This is a genomic window from Roseateles sp. P1_C6, from assembly GCF_056406315.1.
In genome coordinates this window covers 414382-434228 of record NZ_JBFUAK010000002.1, presented here as the reverse complement: position 1 = coordinate 434228, position 19847 = coordinate 414382, and the positions used below count along the sequence as shown (strand labels likewise).

Genomic DNA, 19847 nt, shown 5'->3' with positions numbered 1-19847 from the left:
GGCACCTGTGACTCAGGACATGTCGGACAGGCGCAGTGTCTGCGAATTGATGGGGTCGTCCACGGTCGCGACGACGCGATGCGGCTCGTCGATGTGCTCCATCAGGCTCAGGCCGCGCGCGCCGGGCGCCGCAGCGCCGGTGTAGCGGATCTGCGAGGTGGGCTGGGCGTCCAGCATGGCGCTGTTGCACAGGCCGATGTTTTCCCACGAGGCGCGGCGCATGTGCGCCGTCCAGACATCGGGTTCGCTGTCCATCGGGTCGTCGATGGCGCGGCACACCACCGACAGGTAGCCGCTGTCCAGCCCCGGCACGTGGTTGTTTGGGTTGACCGCCGTGTGCGGGCAGAACAGGAAGTCGATGGGCACCAGCTTGAAGGTGCGCAGCAGGTAGTCCAGCATGGGCACCGAGTGGTACCAGAAGGTGTTCAGTTCGCGCTGCAGCGAGCCCTGGTGGTTGAAGGTGAGCGTGTGGTCGCCGCGCTTGATGACGTTGGTGGAGACCACCATCAGCCCGTTCTTCCTCAGCAGCGGCCGGATGCCGGCCAGCACGTGCATGGGCGAGAACACGTGGTACAGCACGCCCGAGAGGTTGATGAAGTCGAAGCCGCCGTGCGCGGCCAGCTTCTGGCTCAGGTCGTAGATCAGGCCGATCTGCTGGAACTCGAAGTCCACGCCATAGGCCTGCTTCAGCACGTTCATCTTCTTCTGGCAATGCGGAATGGCGTCGGTTGCCAGCACCTTGCGGGCACCCTTGCGTGCCATCAGCGCGGGCATCAAGCCTTCCATGCTGCCGATATCCAGGCAATCCATGCCGGACAGGTCGCAGTTGCGCATCATCATGCGCGGCAGCATGGGCGTGCGTGGCGTGTCGGCGCCCTGGGTGATGATGCCCGGCGCCAGTTCGACGCTGTAGTACCACCAGTCGCGCAACACCGACGCAAGCAGTTCTTCAGAAATCATGGGCTCTCCGTTGTCAGGCCGAATGTTTGGTTTTTACCGCAGTGGTGCCGACACGCCGCGGCCCATGCTCCAGATCAACGCCACGATCTGCTGGGCGTCGAACATCGCGTTCACGTGGGCCACGCGCATCGAGTAGTAGTCGCCCTCGGCGGCCATCACGTCGAAGAGGGAGCGGCGGCCCAGTTGCTGCCACTGCTGCAGCGTGGACGCGCGCACGCGGTCGCTGTTGCGCAGGATGTCGACGATGCGGCGTGCTCGGTCCAGCGTCGACGTGCCGACCTCGTGCATCTCCAACAAGCGGTAGCGCTTGGCCTCGATGGCTTCATCGCGCTGCAGCACGGTGGCGCGGTAGCGCTGCACGGCAGCACTGGCCTGGGCCTGGGCGCCGGGCTGCAGGATGGGAATGGTGACGGACACGCCGGCACCGATGTCGGTGGAGCGCGATTCGCCGGGGCCGCCGCCGGTGCGGAACAGCGCACTGGCGCTGCCGGTCAGGTTGACGGTCGGCTTCTGGCCGGCGATGACGGACTCGGCAAAGCTGCGCTGCGAGCGCGCCTGGGCTTCGGCCTGGGCCACGTCGGCGCCGATCAGGATGTCGCTTTGCATCTGCTCCAGGTCGGGCAGCACGGACAGCTGGGCCGTCATGCCGATGCTGGGCGGCAGCGGCTCGCCCACTAGGCGACGCATGCGCACCTCGGTCTGGCGCAGCGCCGACATGGTCTGCTCCAGCGACAGGTCGGCCTGCTGCAGGCTCTTCTGCGCCTGCACCAGCTCGCTGGCACGGCCGCGGTCGGCCTTGGTGATGATCTCCAGCGCGTCGACCAGGCAGGCCATCTTGCGCACGTACTGCGTGTAGACCTGGCCTTGCAGCACGTAGCGGCTGCGGTCCAGCGCCAGCGTCACGACATTGAGCGAGAGCTGTTCCTCGGCACTGCGCTGGCCTTGCTGCGCCACCTCGGCCAGCTCCTTGCGCCATTCGGTCAGCTTGGCGATGCGGCCGAAGTCGAACAGCGGCATGCTGGAGCTCAGCGTCGCATTGGCCTGCACACCTCGATTGACGGCCACGCCGCCGATGGTCTGGTGCACGCCGTTGGCGCCCAAGCTCAGCGTCGCCGTCGGCAGGCTCATCGCGCGCGTCTCGTCGAGGTCGGAGCGGGCCGCGTCGGTCAACAGGCGCACGGCGCCCAAGGCCTTGCTGCGCGTCATCGTCGCGTCGATCAGCGACTGCAGCGCGGCGCGCGGATCGGTGCTGGTCGTCTCCAGCGCGCTCATGTCGCGACCCAGGCGGGACAGGCCGGCGTCGTCTTCGTTGCAGCGCCCCTGGGACGGCGTCGTCGCGGCGGCCGCTGGCGGCGGTGCGGCAGCCTTGGGCGGACGCGACTGCGCGAGCGCAAGCGGCCCGGCGGCAACGAGACTGATGACGAGGAGATGGCGGATGGGGTACAGCATGGCCCCGTCACTAGACCATCCGCCCTCGCACCCCAAAGCCCGGAAAAGCGCCGCGACGCCCTGCCTGTTACCGTTCGCGCAGCGCTTCCTGTGACTTCATCATCGGCCGCAGCAGATAGCTCAGCACGGAGCGCTCGCCCGTCTTGATCTCGACCACCGCCGTCATGCCCGGGATGACCGGCAGCGTCTCGCCCTTGAACTTCAGGTTGTTGCGCTCGGCGGTGACGATGACGCGGTAATGGCCCTCGCCGCTCTTGTCGCCTTCGGTGACGGCGTCGGGGCTCATGTAGGTGACCTTGCCTTCCAGCCCGCCATAGGTGTTGAAGTCATAGCCCGCCAGTTTCACCTCGGCCGTCTGGTTCAGGCGCACGAAGCCAATGTCCTTGGGTTTGATCTTGGCCTCCACCAGCACCTTGGGGCCGATGGGAGCGATCTCCAGGATGGGCGCGCCGCTGGGCACGATGCCGCCGGTCGTGCTGATCTTCACGGTCTTGACGACGCCATGCACCGGCGACTTCAGCACCGTGCGCGTCAGCGCATCCTGGCGCACCACCATCTGCTCGTCCAGCTGCGACATCTCGCTCTGCACGCGCACCAGGTCCTGGCTCGCCTCCTGGCGGTAGCGCGACAGGCGCTCGGCGCGCTGCTGCTGGATCTCGTTGACCTGGCGGTTCAGGCGCATGACCTCGACGTCGCTCATCAGGCCGCTCCTGGACATGTCCTGGGCCAGCTTGAGCTCCTTGGAGATCAGCCCCAGGCTGCGGTTGATGGCCGAGACGGCCTCGTCCAGCACGCGCTTGCGGGCCTCGAAGGATTCGGCCTCGCCCTGCACGTAGCGGGCCTTGACGTCCACATCGGCCGGCCACTGCACGGTGGCGCGGCCGTTGGCCTCGGCCGTCAGCCTTGCGGCGGCGGCCTTCAGCGCCAGCAACTTGGCCTGGCTTTCGTTCTGCTGCGCCTCGACGCGCGTCGGGTCGAGGAAGGCCAGTTCCTGGCCGGCCTGCACCTCCTGGCCCTCGCGCACCTTCAGCTCGCGCAGGATGCCGGCGTCCAGGCTGGCAATGACCTGCTCGCGCCCGTCCGGCACGATGCGGCCGTCGCTGCGCGTGATCTCGTCCACTTTCGCCAGCGCCGACCAGGTGATGGCCACCGTGACGACGGCGCACAGCAGGTACAGCGCCCAGGTGGCGCGCGGCAGCGGCTCGTCGATCTGCGCGGCGTGGATGGCGCTGACGAACAGGCCTTCCTCCTTGGTCAGGGCCTTGCTGCTCATACGCTCGCGGAGCGCTGCACGGGCTGCGCCGACGGGTGCATGTGCACGCCCTCGCTGGGCGCAGCCGGGCGCACGCCGGACAGCGCCGCCAGCACCTGGTCGCGCGGGCCATCCATGACCACGCGGCCGCCATCGACGACGGCGATGCGCTGCACCAGCTCCAGCACGGCCGGGCGATGGGTCACGACGACCAGCGTGGCCGTGCCGGCCGCGTCGCGCAGCTGGCGCAGGAAGGCCATCTCGCTCTGCGCGTCCATGGAGCTGGTAGGTTCGTCCATCAACAGGATCTGCGGCCGCGTGACCAGCGCGCGCGCCAGGGCCACCAGCTGGCGCTGGCCGCCGGACAGCAGCTGGCCCATCTCGCCCACGGGCAGGTCCCAGCCCATCGGGTGAGACGAGACGACACGGTCCAGGCCGGTCAGCTTGGCCACTTCGACCAGACGGCTGGCGTCCAGGTGGGCGCGGCCCATCAGCACGTTGTCGCGCAGCGTGCCCAGGAACAGGCGCGGCTCCTGGCTGACGAAGCCGACGCGGGCGCGGTATTCGGCCGGGTCGACCTGGCGCAGGTCGATGCCGTCGACCTCGACCATGCCTTCGGTGGGCTGGTACAGGCCGCCCAGCATGCGCAGAATGGTGGACTTGCCGCTGCCGATGCGGCCCAGGATGGCGACGCGCTCGCCGGCCTCCAGGCGCATCGTCACGTTGCGCAGCACCTTGGGCGAGGCGGCGTCGGCCGACGGATGGCCGTGCGAGGTGGCCGCGGCCGGGTAGGAGAAGCCGACGTCATGCAGGCCCACCTTGCCGGTCACGGTGCCCAGCGGCACGTAGTTGCGCGAGCCGTCGCGCTCGACCGGCGCGTTCATCATCTGGTTCAGCGACAACATGGCCGCCTGCGCGCCCTGGTAGCGGGTGGCCAGGCTGACCAGGCTGCCCAGCGGCGCAACGGCGCGGCTGGCAAACATGACCGAGCCGATCAGCGCACCGGCGGTGATCTGCCCGTCATGGATCAGGTAGACACCCCAGACCAGGATGATCAGGTTGACCGCCTGCTGCAGCGTGGCGGACAGGTTCATGCTCCAGCTGGACAGCGCGCGCGACGTCAGCGCCGTCTCGGCGACGATGGCCGTCGTGTGCTCGTAGCGGCGCAGGAAGCGGCCCTCGGCGCCCGAGGTCTTCAGGTCTTCCAGGCCTTCCAGCGACTCCACCAGCGTGCCGTGCAGGTCGGCCGTCTCCTGCATGTTGGTGCGCATCGCGCGGCGCATGGCGCCCTGCATGGCCCAGGACATGCCCATGATGATGGGCACCGCCAGCACCAGCACCCAGCCCAGTGGCCCGCCAATGACGAAGGTCATGCCGATGAAGATGATCAGGAACGGCAGGTCCGACAACGCCGACAGCGTGGCGCCGGTGAAGAACTCGCGCACCATCTCCACCTGGGCCAGGTAGTGGGCATAGGAACCGGCCGACGCGGGCTTGTGCTCCATGCGCACGCCAAGCGTCTGGCGGTAGAGCTTGGCGCCGATGATGAGGTCGGCCTTGCGGCCGGCCAGGTCGATGAGGTGCGAGCGCAGCTGGCGCGCGAACAGATCGAACAGCAGCGCCACGGCGGCGCCTACGGCCAGCGTCCACAGCGTGACCATGGCCTGGTGCGGGATGACCTTGTCGTAGATGACCGACGTGACCAGGCCCGACACCAGCATCAGCACGTTGGACAGCAGCGCCGCCAGCATGGATGCGCGGTAGTAGGGGGTGAAGCGCTTCAGCGTGCCCCACAGCCAGTGCGAGGACAGGCCCTGGTCGCCCATCTTCAGCAGCGGCGATTCGGCACGCGGCCCCTGGGCGGACTCCAGCGGCGACACGGCCAGCATGAAGCCGCTGTACTCGGGCTCCAGCTCGGCCGTCGTGGCCGGCACGGCGGCGGCCTCGGGGCCGGGGAAGACGACCTCGTAGCGGCAGGCGCCCGCGGCGACCGTTGCGGGATCGTCCAGGCGGCGCACCAGCACGCAGGCGTCGCCGCCACCCAGCAGCAGCACGGCCGGCAGCAGCAGGCCGTTGATGTCGTCGATGCCCTTGCGCAGCAGGCCGGCGTTGTAGCCCGCCTCGCGCATGACGCGGATGGCGCCGTCCGGCGTCAGCACGCCTTCCAGCGGCACGCCGGCCCGCAGCGACTCGGGCGAGCGCGGCTTGCCGTGATGGCGGGTCAGCCAGGCCAGCGCCTGCAGCAGCGGGTCGCCGGCCGGCTGACTCTGCAGGTCGGCCAACGGGTCCGGCGGCGGCGGCGGCTCGCCGTTGGCGGCCAGGCGCAACCCCGGCGCCTGCGGCTGGCCGTCAAAGAAGGGGTCGTGGGGGCGCTGCGGCATCAGGCTGCGATCAGGATTTCGCGCGGGCCTCGAGGGCCAGGCGCTCGAACTCGCGTTCTATATCGCGCACCAGCGTCGGGATGTCAAACAACGGCGAGCGGCGGCCGTGTTCCGCCAGGTAACGCTTGTAAGACGCCGCGCGCGCCGGCTGGTTACCGATCTGCACCGCACGCTGCTCGTATTCCTCGAGCGTCGTCGTGATCAGGTCGGGCAGGCCCACGGCCGTCAGCAGGCTGCCGGCCATGCGCGAGATGTAAGTGCGGCCCGAGCGGGTCAGGAGGGGCGTGCCCATCCACAGGCAGTCGCTGGCGGTCGTGCCGGCGTTGTAGGGGAAGGTGTCCAGGAACAGGTCGGCGAGCTGGAAGCGGGCCAGGTAGTCGGCCGGCATGGCGCGCGGCGCGAACACCAGGCGCTCGGGCGTGACGCCCTCCTCCACCGCGACCCGCGTCAGGTTGGCCTGGGCGAACGGGTTGTCGGCCAGCAGCCACAGCACGCTGCCGGGCACCTGGCGCAGCACGCGCATCCAGCAGCGCCAGACCTGCTCGCTCATCTTGTGGTTGTTGTTGAACGCGCAGAAGACGAAACCATCCTCCGGCAGGCCGGCCTCGGTGCGGGTCGGCGCCTTGTTCGCCACGCGCTTGCGGTCGCTGACCTGGTAGCTGTGCGGCAGGTAGATGGGTTTTTCGGTGTGATACGGCAGCGACTCGGGCGGCATCACGAAGCGGTCGGCCAGGATCCAGTCCACGCCCGGCAGCGCCGACGTGGCGGGCAGGCCCAGGTAGCTGACCTGGATGGGCGCGCCGCGGTGGGCCAGGATGCCTGGGCGGGCGCCGCTGGTCAGGCCTTGCAGGTCGACCAGCACGTCGATGCCGGCCTCGGCGATCAGCTCGGCCGCCTGGCGGTCGGTGACGGCGTGCAGCGGCGTGTAGCGGTCCATGGCCGCCGTGATGCGCGCGCGCAGCGGCGTGCCGTCCTCGCGGCTCCAGCTGAACGCATGGATCTCGAACTTGCTCTTGTCGTGCAGCTCGTACAGCTCGGCCGTCAGCAGGCCCACGGCGTGCATGTGCAGGTCGCCGGACAGGTAGCCGATGCGGATCTTGCCTTCGCGCTGGCGGCCCTTGTGCAGCGGCGCCTCGGTGACCTTGGCGACCTTTTCCAGCACGAAGCGTTGCGCCGTCAGCAACTGCAGCGCCGGGTCATCGCTCTCGTCCAGCATGCCCAGCAGCGAGGTGCTCATCAGCAGGTGGTTGTGCGTGACTTCGCCAAAGGTCTGGTAGACCGGCCAGGCGCACTGCTTCTGGCGGATGTGCACATAGTGCTGGGCGACGTCGGTCTGGCGCGGGTCCAGCATCAGCGAGCGGCGCATCAGCGCTTCGGACTCTTCGTAGCGCTTTTGCTGCTCCATCAGTCGGGCGGCGTTGTTCAGCGCATGCAGACGCAGGCTCTGCGGGTCGGTGCCCAGGCCCTGCGGGTTCTCGTTCTCGTAGACGGTGCGCCATTCGGCCAGCGCCTCTTCTTCGCGGCCCAGGTGCTCCAGCTGGTGGCCCAGGTTCAGGCGCGCCTGCGCGAAGGCTGGCGCCTGCGCCAGCGCCATGCGATAGACCGTCTCGGCCTCGGCATGGCGGCGCAGCTCGCCCAGGATGGCGCCCCAGTTGAAGCAGGCGACGTAGTTCAGCGGCGACGCCGTGGCGCCGACCCAGTTCTGGTACAGCAGCGCGGCCGCGTCGGCGGCACCGGCCTGCTGCAGGCGCGACGCCGCCTCCATGACCTGCGGCAACGGCCATTGGCCGCCACGGGCCAGCTCAAGCCATTGCTCGACGAGAGCAAGGCCTTGAGGGGGGGCGGTGTTGGGCGTCGACATGTCCATGCGGCGGGCGGGCTGAGCGGATCGTCTCGCGATTTTCAAGCCGCGCCGGCTTCCGGAGCGGCGGGAATAGGCTGCGGTTTGCGCAGCATTTCCCGCCCCCGCCACCTCAAACTGGGGAGTTACCCGCCCAGATAGTCGTTCTTGCCCAGCGGCACGCCCGCGTGGCGCAGCAGCGCGTAGGTCGTCGTGGCGTGGAAATAGAAGTTGGGCAGTGCGAAATGTCTCAGATAGGTCGTGCCGTCGAACTTCAGCGGCTCACCGCTGCGACGCGGGATGACGATCTCGCGGCCCGCGCTGCCCTCGAAGGCATCGGCCGGCAGCGACAGCACGTAGTCGCGGGTCTTGCGGATGCGCTCGGCCAGCTCGTCCAGCGTCGCCTCGTTGTCCTCGTACTTGGGAATCTCCTGGCCGGCCAGGCGCGCCACGCAGCCTTTGGCGGCGTCGCTGGCGATCTGGATCTGCTTCACGAACGGCAGCATGTCGGGCGCCAGGCGCAGCGTCAGGTAGTTGTCGGGCGAGAACTTGCGCGCCTCGGCGTGGGCCTTGGCAGCGTCCAGCCAGTTCAGCATGTTGTCGAACATCTTGGCGAACGCCGGCACGCTGGCGGAGTGCATGGAAATCGAGGCAGTCATCGGGTGTCTCCTTTGAGGGAAACCGATGGTAGCCATCACGCCCGGCAGGTGCGGCGGGCCACGGCACAATCCCTTCAAACATGAAGCCCCCACGCTCACGTCGCTCGCCGCCCCCCACGGGGGCTTCGGTGCCCTTTGGGCGGGCGCGCGGGCCCAGACCATGAATGTCATCATCCTCGACGACTACCAGGATGCCGTGCGCAAGCTGCGCTGCGCGGCCAAGCTGGAGCCGCTGAACGCCAAGGTCTTCACCAACACGGTCAAGGGCATCGGCCAGCTGTCCGTGCGGCTGCGCGACGCCGAGGTGCTGGTACTGATACGCGAACGCACCGCCTTCCCGCGCCAGCTGCTCGAAAAGCTGCCCAAGCTCAAGCTCATTTCACAGACCGGGCGCGTCGGCAGCCACATCGACGTCGAGGCCTGCACGCGGCTGGGCATCGCTGTCGCCGAGGGTGTCGGCAACCCGGTCGCGCCCGCCGAGCTGACCTGGGCGCTGATCATGGCCTCCATGCGCCGGCTGCCGCAGTACATCGGCAACCTCAAGCACGGCGCCTGGCAGCAGGCTGGCCTGAAGGCCGCGTCCATGCCGGCCAACTTCGGCGTCGGCATGGTGCTGCGCGGCAAGACACTGGGCATCTGGGGCTACGGCAAGATCGGCCAGCTCGTGGCTGGCTACGGCCGCGCCTTCGGCATGCAGATCATGGTCTGGGGCGGCGAGGCCTCGCGCCTGAAGGCCGAGGCCGATGGCCACCAGGCCGCGCCCAGCCGAGAGGCCTTCTTCGCCGAGGCCGACGTGCTGTCGGTGCACCTGCGGCTGTGCGATGCGACGCGCGGCATCGTCACGCCCGACGACCTGGCGCACATGAAGCCGACGGCGCTGTTCGTGAACACCTCGCGCGCCGAGCTGCTGGCCGAGGGCGCCCTGGTGTCGGCACTGAACCGCGGCCGCCCCGGCATGGCGGCCGTCGATGTCTTCGAGACCGAGCCCATCCTGCAAGGCCACCCGCTGCTGCGGCTGGAGAACGCCGTCTGCACGCCGCACATCGGCTATGTCGAGCAGGACAGCTACGAGCTCTACTTCGACGCGGCCTTTGACAACGTGCTGAACTTCATCAAGGCGCAGCCCACGAACATCGTCAACCCCGAGGCTTTGAAGGTCCACCGCTGAAGTCGCCGTGCTGAACCGTCCGCAGTCCCTCACGCACCTGTTCGTCGCGTTCACGCGGCTGGCGCTGCAGGGTTTCGGCGGTGTGCTGGCGGTGGCGCAGCGCGAGCTGGTCGAGCGGCTGAACTGGATGACGAAGGAAGAGTTCGTCGAGATGCTGGCCATCGCCCAGGTGCTGCCGGGGCCCAACGTGGTCAACCTGTCGCTGATGGTCGGTGACCGCTTCTTCGGCACCCGCGGCGCGATGGTGGCGCTGGCGGGCATGTTGTCGGTGCCGGCCGTCATCGTGCTGGTCCTGGCCGCGGCATACGGTCAGCTGTCGCAGCACCCGATGGCCGTCAACGCGCTGCGCGGCATGGGCGCCGTGTCGGCCGGGCTCATCCTGGCCACCGGCATCAAGCTGCTGCCGGCGCTCAAGAAGAACCCCATGGGCCGCGCGACGGCACTGGGCCTCGCGCTGGCGGCGCTGGTCCTCATCGGCCTGCTGCGCTGGCCGCTGGTTGCCGTGCTGGCCCTGGTGGGCGGCGCGGGCATGGCGCTGGCGTGGCGCAAGCTGAAATGAGCCTCCCCGTCGATTTCGGCAGCCTGTTCCTGCACTTCCTGGTGCTGTCGCCGATGTCCATCGGCGGCGCCATCACGACGGTGCCGGAGATGCACCGTTTCCTGGTCGTGCAGACCGGCTGGCTGAGCGAGACCGAGTTCACGACGTCCATCGCGCTGGCCCAGGCGGCGCCCGGGCCCAACATCCTGTTCGTCGCCGTGCTGGGCTGGAACGTCGCCGGCCTGGCGGGTGCGGCGACGGCCATGGCGGGCATCATGCTGCCGTCGACGCTGCTGACGCTGGCCGCCACGCGCTGGGCGCGGGCCAACCGGGAGCACATCGCCGTGCGCGCGTTCTCGGCCGGCATGATGCCGCTGACGCTGGGCCTGATCATCGCCACGGGCTGGCTGCTGGCCCTGCCCTTCCTGCGCGTCGACGACCACCGCTGGGGCACGCTGGCCCTGATCGCCGTCACTATCCTGCTGACGCTGAAGACGAGGCTGGGCCTCGTCTGGATGGTGCTGGCGGGCGGCGTGCTGGGCGCGCTCGGCTTCGTATAGGACCTGCTAACGCGGCGGCAATGGTCCGCGAAGGCCCGTCGCAAGGGGCTAATCAAGGCGCAGCGCGCAGCTCGCACGCGCGTGCGCGCCAGCGATGCAACGCCGAGTAGCCCCTTGCGACGGGCCTTCCCGAAGGGTTGTGCCCAGAAAGGCCGCGCGCAGCGTTGCAAATCCTCGCCGGGTGTGCAACCCGGCTGCGGTTTGCGCCTTGCTCGCGGCCTTTCTGGGCACAACGCGGCCCGTTGCCGCGGTGTTAGCAGGTCCTCAGACGCCGATGCCGGCTTGGACGGTGGCCGAGCGCTTGCTGACCGGCGCGGTACCCAGCGTCACCTGCGCATAGACCTCGTCGGCGCGCGGCATGTAGATGGGCGTGTTGATGTCGGCCCAGCCGACGATCTCCTTGCCGCTGTCCTCGTCGAGCTTGGCGGTGTCGATGGCGCGCTTTTCGGAGTAGTTGACGGCACCCGCGGCCAGCACGGTGACGGCCTTGTACGAGCGCAGCAGCAGGCCGCCGCTGACCCACATGAAGGTGCTGATGAGGTCGTCGGCGCCGCTGTCGCCAGAGGGCAGCTTGTCGCCGGACAGGTCTTCGCCGAACAGCTTGATCTCCAGGCGGTAGGTGCGGCCGACATCGCTGGCGTCGAAGTTCATCGTGCCGGCGACGGTCACGTCGCGCTTGTCGCCGTTGGTGGCGCCGAGGGTGACGGTGGGGGTGGAAAGTGTGGCCATGACGGGCTCCTTGGTTCAGGTCGGTGGCAGGCCAGGATTGGTCTGCCTGCCGGTAATGACGCAAGGAGGTCGCCCCAGGGATCAACTCGGTGAATGTTCACCGCCCGCGGGCCGAGCGCCGGGCCGCTCCCAAGCCGGCCCGCCTGTGGCGATGTGCGAGCGGCTCAACGCCGCGAGCATCGCCGTCCCCTCGGGGGCTGAGGCCGGACACAAGATGCCCGGTGGGCATCTTGTGCCTGCCGAAGAGCTGCGGCACTGCCGCAGCGCGGTCTGCAAGACCGGCTGGGCGCGCCCCGCGTACTGCGTGGCGCGACCAGACGAGGGGCCTCAATTCGTGCCGAAGATCTTGTCGCCGGCGTCACCCAGGCCCGGGATGATGTAGCCGATGTCGTTCAGGTGGCTGTCGATGGCCGCCGTCCAGCAGCGCACGTCGGGGTGCGCCGTCTCCAGCGCTTTCACGCCCTCGGGCGCGGCCACCAGCACCAGCGCGCGCACGTCCTTGCAGCCGCGCGCCTTCAGCAGGTCCACCGTGGCGATCATGCTGCCGGCGGTGGCCAGCATGGGGTCGATGATGAGCGCCGTGCGCGCTTCCAGGTTGCCGACGAACTTGTCGAAGTAGTTCACCGGCTTCAGCGTCTCATGGTCACGCGCCAGGCCCACGACGGAGACCTTGGCGTTGGGCAGGATGTCCAGCACGCCGTCCAGCATGCCCAGGCCTGCGCGCAGGATGGGCACCACGGTGACCTTCTTGCCCGCGATCTGGTCGATCTCGGCCGGGCCGCTCCAGCATTCGATGGTGACCTTCTCGGTCACGAAGTCGGCCGTCGCCTCGTAGGCCAGCAGGCGGGCGATCTCGCCGGTCAGCTCGCGGAACTTCTTCGTCGAGATCTCGGCCTCCCGCATCAGCCCGATCTTGTGCTTGACGAGGGGGTGTTTGACTTCGATGACGGCCATGGCGAGCTTCCTTTTCTTCCTGAGTAGTCAGAATTATCGGCGCTGGCGCAGCACCTCATACAGGCACACGCCCGACGCCACCGACACGTTCAGGCTCTCGACAGCGCCAGCCATCGGGATGCGCACCAGTTCGTCGCAGGTCTTGGCCGTCAGCTGGCGCATGCCCTCGCCCTCCGCACCCAGCACGAAGGCGATCGGGCGCTTCAGGTCCAGGTCGTAGATGGAACGCTCGGCCTGGTCGGAGGTGCCCACCACCCAGATGTCGCGCTCCTTCAGCTCATTCAAGGTCCGTGCCAGGTTGGTGACCATCAGGTAGGGCACCGTCTCGGCCGCGCCGCTGGCCACCTTGGCCACTGTGGCGTTCAGGCCCACGGCGCGGTCCTTGGGCGCGACGACGGCGTGCGCGCCGGCGCCATCGGCCACGCGCAGGCAGGCACCGAGGTTGTGCGGGTCGGTCACGCCGTCCAGCACCAGCACCAGCGGCGGGCCTTCCACGGCGTCCAGCACGTCGTCCAGAGAATGCAGCTGGGCCAGCGCCTGCACGCGGGCCACGACGCCCTGGTGGCGCGGGCTGCCGGCAATCTGGCTCAGGCGCTCGTCGTTGCTCTCCACCAGCTTGGCGCCGGCCTCCTTGGCACGCTCGACGAAGGCGCGCATGCGCTGGTCACGCCGGGACGGATCGAAATGGACCTCGGCGACCGAGGCCGGATGGGTCTTGAGGCGGACGGTGACGGCGTGGAAGCCGAACAGGACGGACTTGGGCGAACTCATGGCCGCATTGTCGTCGGCCGGGTCAGCGGGCGGGCTGCTGGCGTCGCACGTGCTCCATCACGTTGACGAAGCTGTCCGTCCAGAAGCGCTGGCGGTTCTTGGCCAGATGGTCCAGCAGCGCGTCGTGGGCCTCCTTGGTCACGCTCAGGTGCTCGGCGCCCACGCCATGGAAGACGATGGCCACCAGCGCCCGCTTGGCCGCGGCTTGCTCCACCAGGGCGATCAACTGCTCCGCCGTCCAGCCCTCGACGCCGTAGACCGGCACCGCATAGGGGTCCAGCGCCAGCGGGTCGGTCACGAGGGCACCCCAACTGGCGCGGAAGGCGACGAAATGAGGCTTCAGCGCGGCCAGGTAGTCCTGACCGCTGGCCTTGCTGTCCAGGCAGGGGGGCGTGAAGGTGCGGCGAGTCTGGCCGTCCAGCGCCTGCAGCCAGGTGTTGGCCGCCACGACCTGCTCCTGCACCTGGGCCGGCGAGACGCGCTCCAGGTCACGATGGGGCTGCACCCACTCGCGGTTGGGCGCCTTGCTGGAGCAGGCGTGGAACAGGCTGTGGTTGCCCAGCTCATGGCCCGCCGCGGCGGCGGCTTTCCATTCGTTCTGGCGGCCAGGCAGCGTGGGGCCGTTGATGGGCACGTAGAAGCTGGCCTTCAGGCCGCGCTTGTTCAGCGCCGGCACGACATGGTCCAGCTGGCTGTCCAGGCCGTCGTCATAGCCCAGGCTGACGGCCGCCTGCGCGCCGCCCGGCCAGGCCAACGGTGCGGCCTGGGCGGCCAGCGCGACGAACAGGCCAACGGCCACGGCAAAGCTTCGCATCACATCCCCTTAACGCAACGATTGAGCGGCCATCAGCAGGCCGATGAGCACCGGCTGATGGACCATGTAGAAACTCAGCGACCAGCGCCCCAGCAGGGCCAGGGGCCGCGGTGCGCCGCCCTGCCACAGCTGCGGCCGCGCGCGGGTGGCGACAAAGCCCAGCAGCATGACGCCCAGCCAAGGCAGCACGGGCACGTAGTCCTCCGTGATGGGCTTGTGCGTGACCAGGCCGACCCAGTTCGTTCCGCGCGTGTCGAAGAACGGCAGTTGCACGACGTGGGGCGCGGCGATGGCCAACGCCGCCAGCGCCAGCAGCGCCCCGCCGGGCAGCCGGCTCAGGCCTAGCCGCAACAGCAGCAGCATCAGCGCGATGCCGTGCAGCACGCCAAAGCTGATCCAGCTGCTGGGGAACATGAACCACGAGCCCACTGACACCAGCAACGCACAGGCCGCCACCTGCGCCCAGCGCTTCCAGAAGCGGCCCGCGCCCTGCCCGGCCAGCACCGCGAATGCCTGTCCGCCACCGGCGCAGAACAGGAACAGGCTGACGATGGCGGTGCGCTGCCAGGTCCAGACGGGGTTGCGGTAAAAGTCCTGCCTGATCCAGCCGAAGTGGTTCAGGTCGAAGCTGAAGTGAAAAGCCGCCATCCAGACGATGGCAACGCCGCGCAGCGCATCAAGTCGATCGAGGCGGTCGGAGCGATGGCGCGTGTCGGCGGCGGCCGCGGCGGGCATGAAGCAGGGTCAGGGAGTCGGCGAGGAAGCCGGATTCTGGCCCCTGAGATTGCCTCGCTGCACGAAGCCTTGTTGCTGGCGTTGGCGCAAGCGCTCCTCGGCAATGCGGCGGCGCGCGATGCGGTCGCCCTCGTCGGGGTCGGCGGCGCTGTGCATGGCCTCAGCGCGCAGCCGCGCGTCGCGGCGGTCGCGGTCCCCTGTGTTGGTCTGCTTGGCCTGAGCGTCACGGCTGATGCCCCAGTCCGCGTCGGTGTAGCGACCCTGGCCCTTGCGGCATTGCCAGGCACGGCGCACCTCGTCCTGGAGGAACTGGCGCTCGGGGTCGCCGAGCGTCGTGGAGTTGGCACGAGTCTCCATGCTGCGGATCTCGCCATCGCCCGGGCAGCTGTTGCCCGCTGCGGCCGTCGGGCCTGGCGCTGCCGCGCCGGATGCCGCTGAGGCCGCCGCGCGTGCCGCCTCGGGCTTGATGCTGTCCACCACATTGGGCTGCAGGCTGCGCTCGGACACCGGCTGGCCGCTCCCGGGGCAGGGCTTGTCGCTGAAGCGCACCTGGCCGCCCTCCGCACATTTCCAGACCGGCTGCGCCCACGCAGCCGTGAGCGCCAGCCACAACCCCAGACCCACGATCACGTTCACAGTCATTTGCTTCATGACGAACCACCCCTGATTTGCAATCACGGTACAACGCCAACCCATGTTGCGGCGCTGACAGCCGCCGCGGCGAACTCCCTAGATTCTCGCTACCGCAACCGCTGCCTTGCACCCGCCATGACCAAGCGTCTGCTCACCCTCACCCTCGCCGCGCTGCTGGCGGCAACCACCGCCCACGCCCAGACCAAGGCTCCACCCCGCGCCGTCAGCACGCGCGGCGCACTGGACGCCGAGGAGATGAACAACATCGGCGTCTTCAAGCGCGTGTCGCCTTCGGTCGTGCACATCACGACGCTGGCCGTGCAGCGCGACTTCTTCTCGCTGCGCACCAGCGAGCAGCCCAGCGGCACGGGCACCGGCTTCGTCTGGGACGACACCGGCCACATCGTCACCAACTTCCACGTCATCCAGGGCGGCGACCGCGCCACGGTCACGCTGGCCGACCAGAGCAGCTATCCCGCCAAGCTGGTCGGCGCCTTCCCCGACCGCGACATCGCCGTGCTGCGCATCGAGGCGCCGCGCGACAAGCTGCCGGCGATTTCGGTGGGTGCCAGCCGCGACCTGCAGGTCGGCCAGAAGGTCTACGCCATCGGCAACCCCTTCGGGCTGGACCAGACGCTGACCACCGGCATCGTCTCGGCGCTGAACCGCGAGATCGAGTCGGTCACGCGGCGGACGATCAAGGGCGCCATCCAGACCGACGCGGCCATCAACCCGGGCAACTCGGGCGGGCCGCTGCTGGATTCGGCGGGTCGGCTGATCGGCGTGAACACGGCCATCTACAGCCCCAGCGGCGCGAGCGCGGGCATCGGGTTCGCCATTCCCGTGGACGAGGTCAACCGCATCGTGCCGCGGCTGATCCGCGACGGCCGCTTCATCCGGCCGGCGCTGGGGATCACGGCCGGGCCGGCCAATTTCGCGCAGGCGCTGGGGGCGCCCAAGGGTGTGCTGCTGGTCAACGTGGCGGACGGCAGCCCGGCAGCGGCAGCGGGCTTGCGGCCCTTCGGGCGGGACCGCAGCGGGCGCATCGTGCAAGGGGACGTCATCACGGCCGTGGACGGGCAGGCCGTGGCAGACCTGGATGACATGCTGTCGCTGATCGAGACGCGACAGATTGGGGAGAAGGTGACGCTCACCGTCTGGCGGGCGGGGCAACCGAGGAAAGTGGCGGCGACATTGGGTAGTTCGGACTGACCCTCAAACTGAAAATTGAATGGCTACAAACAGCGGGGGCGCCGTGATTCGAATCGACAAGCTCACAAGATTGATTGCTGTGTTCGATCAGTTCCACAGTGCTATGGAGACGACGGACGATCCGATGGCCAAGAGATTGGCGGCGAACTGGGCTGAGGTTCGAGGCAACTATGTCGCGCCGATTGAAGCTCCCCGCTCAGCGCTCGCAGCGGGAATGGAACAGGCGCTTCGGGAGACGCCAATGCTCCTAGGGTCGATGCACCTTGCAGCAAGAAAGGTCGCGGCTGAAGCTCTCGCTTCAGCCGTCGCTGCGCACTACCCAGATTTCGCAGTTAAGGACGAAGCACAGCTCAAGAAGATCAAAGTTCGCGGATCGATCCGCGGCGCACGCGAGTTCCACCTCGTTCGCCACCACATCGACATCCTGGAGGGTAAGCCAAGCGGGAAAGAAGAGCTGTTGCAGTTGTATGTGCTGGTTGGCAGATTTGAGGCAAACGGCACCTGAGCTCACCACGTAAAGTAGCGCCCCGCCCAGGCGCCACACGGCATCGGGCTGAATCGATAACGACAGGACACCCCATGGGCGCGCAATGGAAAGCCAAACACAAAGACATCGCCGCCAATGCGAAGGGCCGGCTGTTCGGCAAGCTGGCCAAGGACATCATGATTGCCGCGCGCAGCGGCGCTGATCCCAAGGACAACGCGCGGCTGAGGCTGGTGGTGGAGCAGGCGCGCAAGGTGTCCATGCCCAAGGACACGCTGGACCGCGCCATCAAGAAGGGCGCCGGCCTGACCGGCGAGACGGTCCACTTCGAGCAGGCCATCTACGAGGGCTTTGCGCCGCACCGTGTGCCGGTGATGGTGGAGGTGCTGACCGACAACGTGAACCGTGCCGCGTCGGACATGCGCGTGCTGTTCCGCAAGGGCCAGCTCGGCACCGCCGGGTCGGTGGGCTGGGACTTCGACCACCTCGGCATGATCGAAGCGGAGGCCACGACGCCCGGCGCCGATGCCGACACCGCCGCCATCGAGGCCGGCGCGCAGGACCTGCTGCCGGCCGACGAGGACGGCGTGGTCGTCTTCCTGACCGACCCGACCGACCTGGACCTGGTCAGCCGCGCATTGCCGGCGCAGGGCTTCACGGTGCTGAGCGCCAAGCTGGGCTACCGGCCCAAGAACCCCATCGACCCGGCCAGTCTGAACGCCGAACAGTTGGAAGAGGTGGAGAGCTTCCTCGCCGCGCTGGACGACAACGAGGATGTGCAGCAGGTGTACGCCGGGCTGGCGGGCTGAGACCGCTAATCGGCTGCAGCGCACTGCTGCAGCAACCACCGCTCAAACGCCTTCACCGCCGGCCGTGACTTGGCTGCCGGGTCGACGATGAGCCGATACGCGCGCGCCGACGCGATGTCGGCGTCGAACGGCGTGACCAACTGGCCGCTGGCCAGCAGCGCGTCCACCAGCGGCCGCCGGCCCAGCGCCACGCCCTGCCCCGCGATGGCGGCGGCAATGGCCTCGGAATAGCTCGAGAAGCTCAGCCGCGCCGCCGGCCGCAGGTCGACCAGGCCCCAAGCGCTGAGCCAGGGCTCCCACTCGGCTGGCATGCCGGTGCTGTCGCCGTCCATGGCCAGGTGCAGCAGCGTATGCCGGGCCAGGTCGCGCGGCTCGCGCAGCGGCAGGCCCAGCTCGCCCACCAGGCGCGGGCTGCAGACCGGCACCATGGCTTCGGCAAACAGCTGCTGGCCTTGGGCAGCGCCGACGGGGCTGTAGCGGATGGCCAGATCGAACCCCTCGCTGGCCAGATTGCGGTTACCCAGGCCCGCATCCAGCCGCACGTCGATGCCCGGGTGGGCGCGCGTGAAGCCGGTCAGCCGCGGGATCAGCCACAGCGACGCGAAGCCGGGCGTGGTCGTCAGCGCCAGCACCTGGCGCTGGTGCGGCTCGCGCACCGTGCGCACGGCCACGCGCAGCGTGTTCAGCGCGGCGGAGCAGGCCGAGTACAGCCGCTGGCCATCCTCGGTCAGCGCCAGCGCCCGGTGGCGGCGCTCGAACAGCGTCACGCCCAGCTCGTCCTCCAACGCACGGATCTGCCGGCTCATCGCGGACTGGGTGATGAAGCGCTCGGCGGCCGCCTGCGTGAAGCTCAAATGCCGCGCCGCCGCCTCGAAGGCGGCCAGCAGCTGCAACGGCGGGAGACGGTCTATGGGCTTGGTTGACATGATCTGACGGAATGCGAAACCTTCCAAATCATCGTTTGTCGGCATGGCAGTATGCCGCCAATATCCACGCCAGACGGCCAGAAGGCAAGCATGCCAACCCTGCATGCAAGCCGCGCCGCCAGGAGCACACCATGCTGATCGACGTCGCCCACACCCAACTGCTGCTGCAACGCGGCCAGATCTCCCGCCTGCCGCAAGCCCGCGCCACCCACCTGTGCAGCGCCTCCGGCACGCTGTGGATCACCATCGACCACGATGCCCGCGACATCGTGCTGGAGCCGGGCCAATGCTTCACGGTGCGCGGCGACGAGGCCGTCACGGTCAGCGCGCTGAGCGGCCCGGCCGTGCTGGACCTGCGCCCCGCCGCCGCGGGAGCCCGGGCGTGAACACGCTGGTCGAGCGGCCGGCGGCGCCGCGGGCCGAGACCGTCGGCGAGGTCTGGCAGCTGCCGGGCGGGCGGGCCATCCGCCTGCGCCCCATCGCCGCGGCCGACGCCGCCGCGGAGCAGGCCTTCTTCAGCGGCCTGTCGCTGGACTCGCGCCACAAGCGCTTCCACGTGGGCCTGCGCGAACTCAGCCCCTCGCTGCTGAAGCTGCTGACCGACGTGGACCAGCATCAGCATGTCGCCTGGGTGGCCGAGGCGCTGGCGCCGGGCTATCCGGTCGTGGCGGATGCCCGCTATGTGCACGACGCCGAGCGGCCGGAGCGCGCCGAATTCGCCATTGCCGTGGCTGACGATTGGCAGGGGCGCGGCCTCGGCCGGCGCCTCATCGCCCACCTGGCGGCCCATGCGCGGCAGCACGGCGTCCAACGGCTGCATGGCGACGTGCTGGCCGACAACCGCCGCATGCTGGCGTTGATGCGCGACCAGGGCGCACGCCTGCAGGCCCACCCCGACGGCGCGCAACTGGTGCGGGCCGTGATGGCACTCTCCGACGGCGCCTGAACTCCAGGGCCCGGCGATCATGCGGGC

21 protein-coding genes are annotated in these 19847 nt (G+C 69.0%); 8 read left to right on the top strand and 13 right to left on the bottom strand.

Going from position 1 to position 19847, the window contains the following annotated elements; all coding sequences use genetic code 11:
- Nucleotides 1–12: 12 nt before the first annotated feature.
- The 6 genes from AC1D29_RS04995 to AC1D29_RS04970 form a co-directional block, all read right to left on the bottom strand.
- Nucleotides 13–960, bottom strand: a complete 948-nt coding sequence (locus AC1D29_RS04995) for a class I SAM-dependent methyltransferase (protein ID WP_477894795.1) — start codon at nucleotides 958–960, stop codon at nucleotides 13–15.
- A gap of 33 nt (nucleotides 961–993) precedes the next feature.
- Nucleotides 994–2409: a TolC family protein gene (locus AC1D29_RS04990; protein ID WP_477894794.1), complete on the bottom strand. Its 1416-nt coding sequence runs from the start codon at nucleotides 2407–2409 to the stop codon at nucleotides 994–996.
- A gap of 67 nt (nucleotides 2410–2476) precedes the next feature.
- Nucleotides 2477–3682 (bottom strand): beta-barrel domain-containing protein, encoded by a 1206-nt coding sequence (locus AC1D29_RS04985; protein WP_477894793.1) that lies wholly within the window; start codon nucleotides 3680–3682, stop codon nucleotides 2477–2479.
- Nucleotides 3679–6042 carry a type I secretion system permease/ATPase gene (locus AC1D29_RS04980; RefSeq protein ID WP_477894792.1) on the bottom strand — a complete coding sequence of 788 codons (2364 nt, stop codon included), beginning with the start codon at nucleotides 6040–6042 and terminating at the stop codon, nucleotides 3679–3681. Before AC1D29_RS04980 ends, AC1D29_RS04985 begins: the two co-directional genes overlap by 4 nt.
- 10 nt (nucleotides 6043–6052) lie before the next feature.
- Nucleotides 6053–7909, bottom strand: coding sequence for an O-linked N-acetylglucosamine transferase, SPINDLY family protein (locus tag AC1D29_RS04975; RefSeq protein WP_477894791.1), 1857 nt, complete (start codon nucleotides 7907–7909; stop codon nucleotides 6053–6055).
- A gap of 119 nt (nucleotides 7910–8028) precedes the next feature.
- A complete protein-coding gene (locus AC1D29_RS04970) occupies nucleotides 8029–8541 on the bottom strand; it encodes a DUF1993 domain-containing protein (RefSeq protein WP_477894790.1) in 513 nt (170 codons plus the stop codon).
- Nucleotides 8542–8701: 160 nt separating this feature from the next.
- On the opposite strand from AC1D29_RS04970, the gene AC1D29_RS04965 reads away from it, so the two are divergent.
- From AC1D29_RS04965 to AC1D29_RS04955, 3 genes are read left to right on the top strand one after another with little or no spacing between them, the layout of a single operon-like run.
- On the top strand, nucleotides 8702–9709 hold the full coding sequence (locus tag AC1D29_RS04965; protein ID WP_477894789.1) for a D-2-hydroxyacid dehydrogenase family protein: 1008 nt from the start codon (nucleotides 8702–8704) through the stop codon (nucleotides 9707–9709).
- 7 nt (nucleotides 9710–9716) lie between these two features.
- Nucleotides 9717–10268, top strand: a complete 552-nt coding sequence (locus tag AC1D29_RS04960; RefSeq protein WP_477894788.1) for a chromate transporter — start codon at nucleotides 9717–9719, stop codon at nucleotides 10266–10268.
- Complete coding sequence (locus tag AC1D29_RS04955) at nucleotides 10265–10807, top strand: chromate transporter (RefSeq protein ID WP_477894787.1); 543 nt, start codon at nucleotides 10265–10267, stop codon at nucleotides 10805–10807. The genes AC1D29_RS04960 and AC1D29_RS04955 overlap by 4 nt, the downstream gene beginning before the upstream one ends.
- A 264-nt stretch (nucleotides 10808–11071) precedes the next feature.
- On the opposite strand, the gene AC1D29_RS04950 is transcribed toward AC1D29_RS04955, so the two are convergent.
- The 6 genes from AC1D29_RS04950 to AC1D29_RS04925 form a co-directional block, all read right to left on the bottom strand.
- Nucleotides 11072–11536, bottom strand: coding sequence for a hypothetical protein (locus tag AC1D29_RS04950; RefSeq protein WP_477894786.1), 465 nt, complete (start codon nucleotides 11534–11536; stop codon nucleotides 11072–11074).
- 327 nt (nucleotides 11537–11863) lie between these two features.
- Entirely contained in the window at nucleotides 11864–12490 is a 627-nt protein-coding gene (gene upp / locus AC1D29_RS04945) for a uracil phosphoribosyltransferase (RefSeq protein WP_477894785.1), read from the bottom strand.
- Nucleotides 12491–12523: 33 nt separating this feature from the next.
- Entirely contained in the window at nucleotides 12524–13261 is a 738-nt protein-coding gene (gene rlmB / locus AC1D29_RS04940) for a 23S rRNA (guanosine(2251)-2'-O)-methyltransferase RlmB (protein WP_477894784.1), read from the bottom strand.
- Between the two features lie 22 nt (nucleotides 13262–13283).
- Nucleotides 13284–14075 carry a polysaccharide deacetylase family protein gene (locus AC1D29_RS04935; protein WP_477894783.1) on the bottom strand — a complete coding sequence of 264 codons (792 nt, stop codon included), beginning with the start codon at nucleotides 14073–14075 and terminating at the stop codon, nucleotides 13284–13286.
- 9 nt (nucleotides 14076–14084) lie between these two features.
- Nucleotides 14085–14810 (bottom strand): acetyltransferase domain-containing protein, encoded by a 726-nt coding sequence (locus AC1D29_RS04930; protein ID WP_477894782.1) that lies wholly within the window; start codon nucleotides 14808–14810, stop codon nucleotides 14085–14087.
- A 9-nt stretch (nucleotides 14811–14819) separates the two neighbouring features.
- Nucleotides 14820–15461, bottom strand: coding sequence for a hypothetical protein (locus tag AC1D29_RS04925; RefSeq protein WP_477894781.1), 642 nt, complete (start codon nucleotides 15459–15461; stop codon nucleotides 14820–14822).
- Between the two features lie 117 nt (nucleotides 15462–15578).
- Here AC1D29_RS04925 and AC1D29_RS04920 point away from each other — a divergent pair, with 117 nt between their 5' ends.
- From AC1D29_RS04920 to AC1D29_RS04910, 3 genes are all read left to right on the top strand, one after another.
- Complete coding sequence (locus AC1D29_RS04920) at nucleotides 15579–16655, top strand: S1C family serine protease (RefSeq protein ID WP_477894780.1); 1077 nt, start codon at nucleotides 15579–15581, stop codon at nucleotides 16653–16655.
- 19 nt (nucleotides 16656–16674) lie between these two features.
- Entirely contained in the window at nucleotides 16675–17160 is a 486-nt protein-coding gene (locus AC1D29_RS04915) for a hypothetical protein (RefSeq protein WP_477894779.1), read from the top strand.
- Nucleotides 17161–17234: 74 nt separating this feature from the next.
- Nucleotides 17235–17948, top strand: coding sequence for a YebC/PmpR family DNA-binding transcriptional regulator (locus tag AC1D29_RS04910; protein WP_477894778.1), 714 nt, complete (start codon nucleotides 17235–17237; stop codon nucleotides 17946–17948).
- 5 nt (nucleotides 17949–17953) lie between these two features.
- On the opposite strand, the gene gcvA is transcribed toward AC1D29_RS04910, so the two are convergent.
- Nucleotides 17954–18874: a transcriptional regulator GcvA gene (gene gcvA, locus AC1D29_RS04905; protein WP_477894777.1), complete on the bottom strand. Its 921-nt coding sequence runs from the start codon at nucleotides 18872–18874 to the stop codon at nucleotides 17954–17956.
- 131 nt (nucleotides 18875–19005) lie between these two features.
- On the opposite strand from gcvA, the gene AC1D29_RS04900 reads away from it, so the two are divergent.
- Nucleotides 19006–19260, top strand: a complete 255-nt coding sequence (locus tag AC1D29_RS04900; RefSeq protein WP_477894776.1) for a DUF2917 domain-containing protein — start codon at nucleotides 19006–19008, stop codon at nucleotides 19258–19260.
- A complete protein-coding gene (locus AC1D29_RS04895) occupies nucleotides 19257–19820 on the top strand; it encodes an N-acetyltransferase family protein (protein WP_477894775.1) in 564 nt (187 codons plus the stop codon). The genes AC1D29_RS04900 and AC1D29_RS04895 overlap by 4 nt, the downstream gene beginning before the upstream one ends.
- Nucleotides 19821–19847 lie beyond the last annotated feature (27 nt).

Excerpts from the sequence above, each read along its gene's own strand:
- AC1D29_RS04935 (WP_477894783.1), bottom strand. The coding sequence starts at position 14,075 with ATGCGAAGCTTTGCCGTGGCCGTTGGCCTGTTCGTCGCGCTGGCCGCC.
- AC1D29_RS04970 (WP_477894790.1), bottom strand. The coding sequence starts at position 8,541 with ATGACTGCCTCGATTTCCATGCACTCCGCCAGCGTGCCGGCGTTCGCC.
- AC1D29_RS04920 (WP_477894780.1), top strand. The coding sequence starts at position 15,579 with ATGACCAAGCGTCTGCTCACCCTCACCCTCGCCGCGCTGCTGGCGGCA.
- rlmB (WP_477894784.1), bottom strand. The coding sequence starts at position 13,261 with ATGAGTTCGCCCAAGTCCGTCCTGTTCGGCTTCCACGCCGTCACCGTC.
- AC1D29_RS04910 (WP_477894778.1), top strand. The coding sequence starts at position 17,235 with ATGGGCGCGCAATGGAAAGCCAAACACAAAGACATCGCCGCCAATGCG.
- AC1D29_RS04900 (WP_477894776.1), top strand. The coding sequence starts at position 19,006 with ATGCTGATCGACGTCGCCCACACCCAACTGCTGCTGCAACGCGGCCAG.
- AC1D29_RS04995 (WP_477894795.1), bottom strand. The coding sequence starts at position 960 with ATGATTTCTGAAGAACTGCTTGCGTCGGTGTTGCGCGACTGGTGGTAC.
- AC1D29_RS04975 (WP_477894791.1), bottom strand. The coding sequence starts at position 7,909 with ATGGACATGTCGACGCCCAACACCGCCCCCCCTCAAGGCCTTGCTCTC.
- AC1D29_RS04950 (WP_477894786.1), bottom strand. The coding sequence starts at position 11,536 with ATGGCCACACTTTCCACCCCCACCGTCACCCTCGGCGCCACCAACGGC.
- AC1D29_RS04915 (WP_477894779.1), top strand. The coding sequence starts at position 16,675 with ATGGCTACAAACAGCGGGGGCGCCGTGATTCGAATCGACAAGCTCACA.
- AC1D29_RS04925 (WP_477894781.1), bottom strand. The coding sequence starts at position 15,461 with ATGAAGCAAATGACTGTGAACGTGATCGTGGGTCTGGGGTTGTGGCTG.
- AC1D29_RS04980 (WP_477894792.1), bottom strand. The coding sequence starts at position 6,042 with ATGCCGCAGCGCCCCCACGACCCCTTCTTTGACGGCCAGCCGCAGGCG.
- AC1D29_RS04930 (WP_477894782.1), bottom strand. The coding sequence starts at position 14,810 with ATGCCCGCCGCGGCCGCCGCCGACACGCGCCATCGCTCCGACCGCCTC.
- AC1D29_RS04955 (WP_477894787.1), top strand. The coding sequence starts at position 10,265 with ATGAGCCTCCCCGTCGATTTCGGCAGCCTGTTCCTGCACTTCCTGGTG.
- AC1D29_RS04965 (WP_477894789.1), top strand. The coding sequence starts at position 8,702 with ATGAATGTCATCATCCTCGACGACTACCAGGATGCCGTGCGCAAGCTG.
- upp (WP_477894785.1), bottom strand. The coding sequence starts at position 12,490 with ATGGCCGTCATCGAAGTCAAACACCCCCTCGTCAAGCACAAGATCGGG.
- AC1D29_RS04990 (WP_477894794.1), bottom strand. The coding sequence starts at position 2,409 with ATGCTGTACCCCATCCGCCATCTCCTCGTCATCAGTCTCGTTGCCGCC.
- gcvA (WP_477894777.1), bottom strand. The coding sequence starts at position 18,874 with ATGTCAACCAAGCCCATAGACCGTCTCCCGCCGTTGCAGCTGCTGGCC.
- AC1D29_RS04985 (WP_477894793.1), bottom strand. The coding sequence starts at position 3,682 with ATGAGCAGCAAGGCCCTGACCAAGGAGGAAGGCCTGTTCGTCAGCGCC.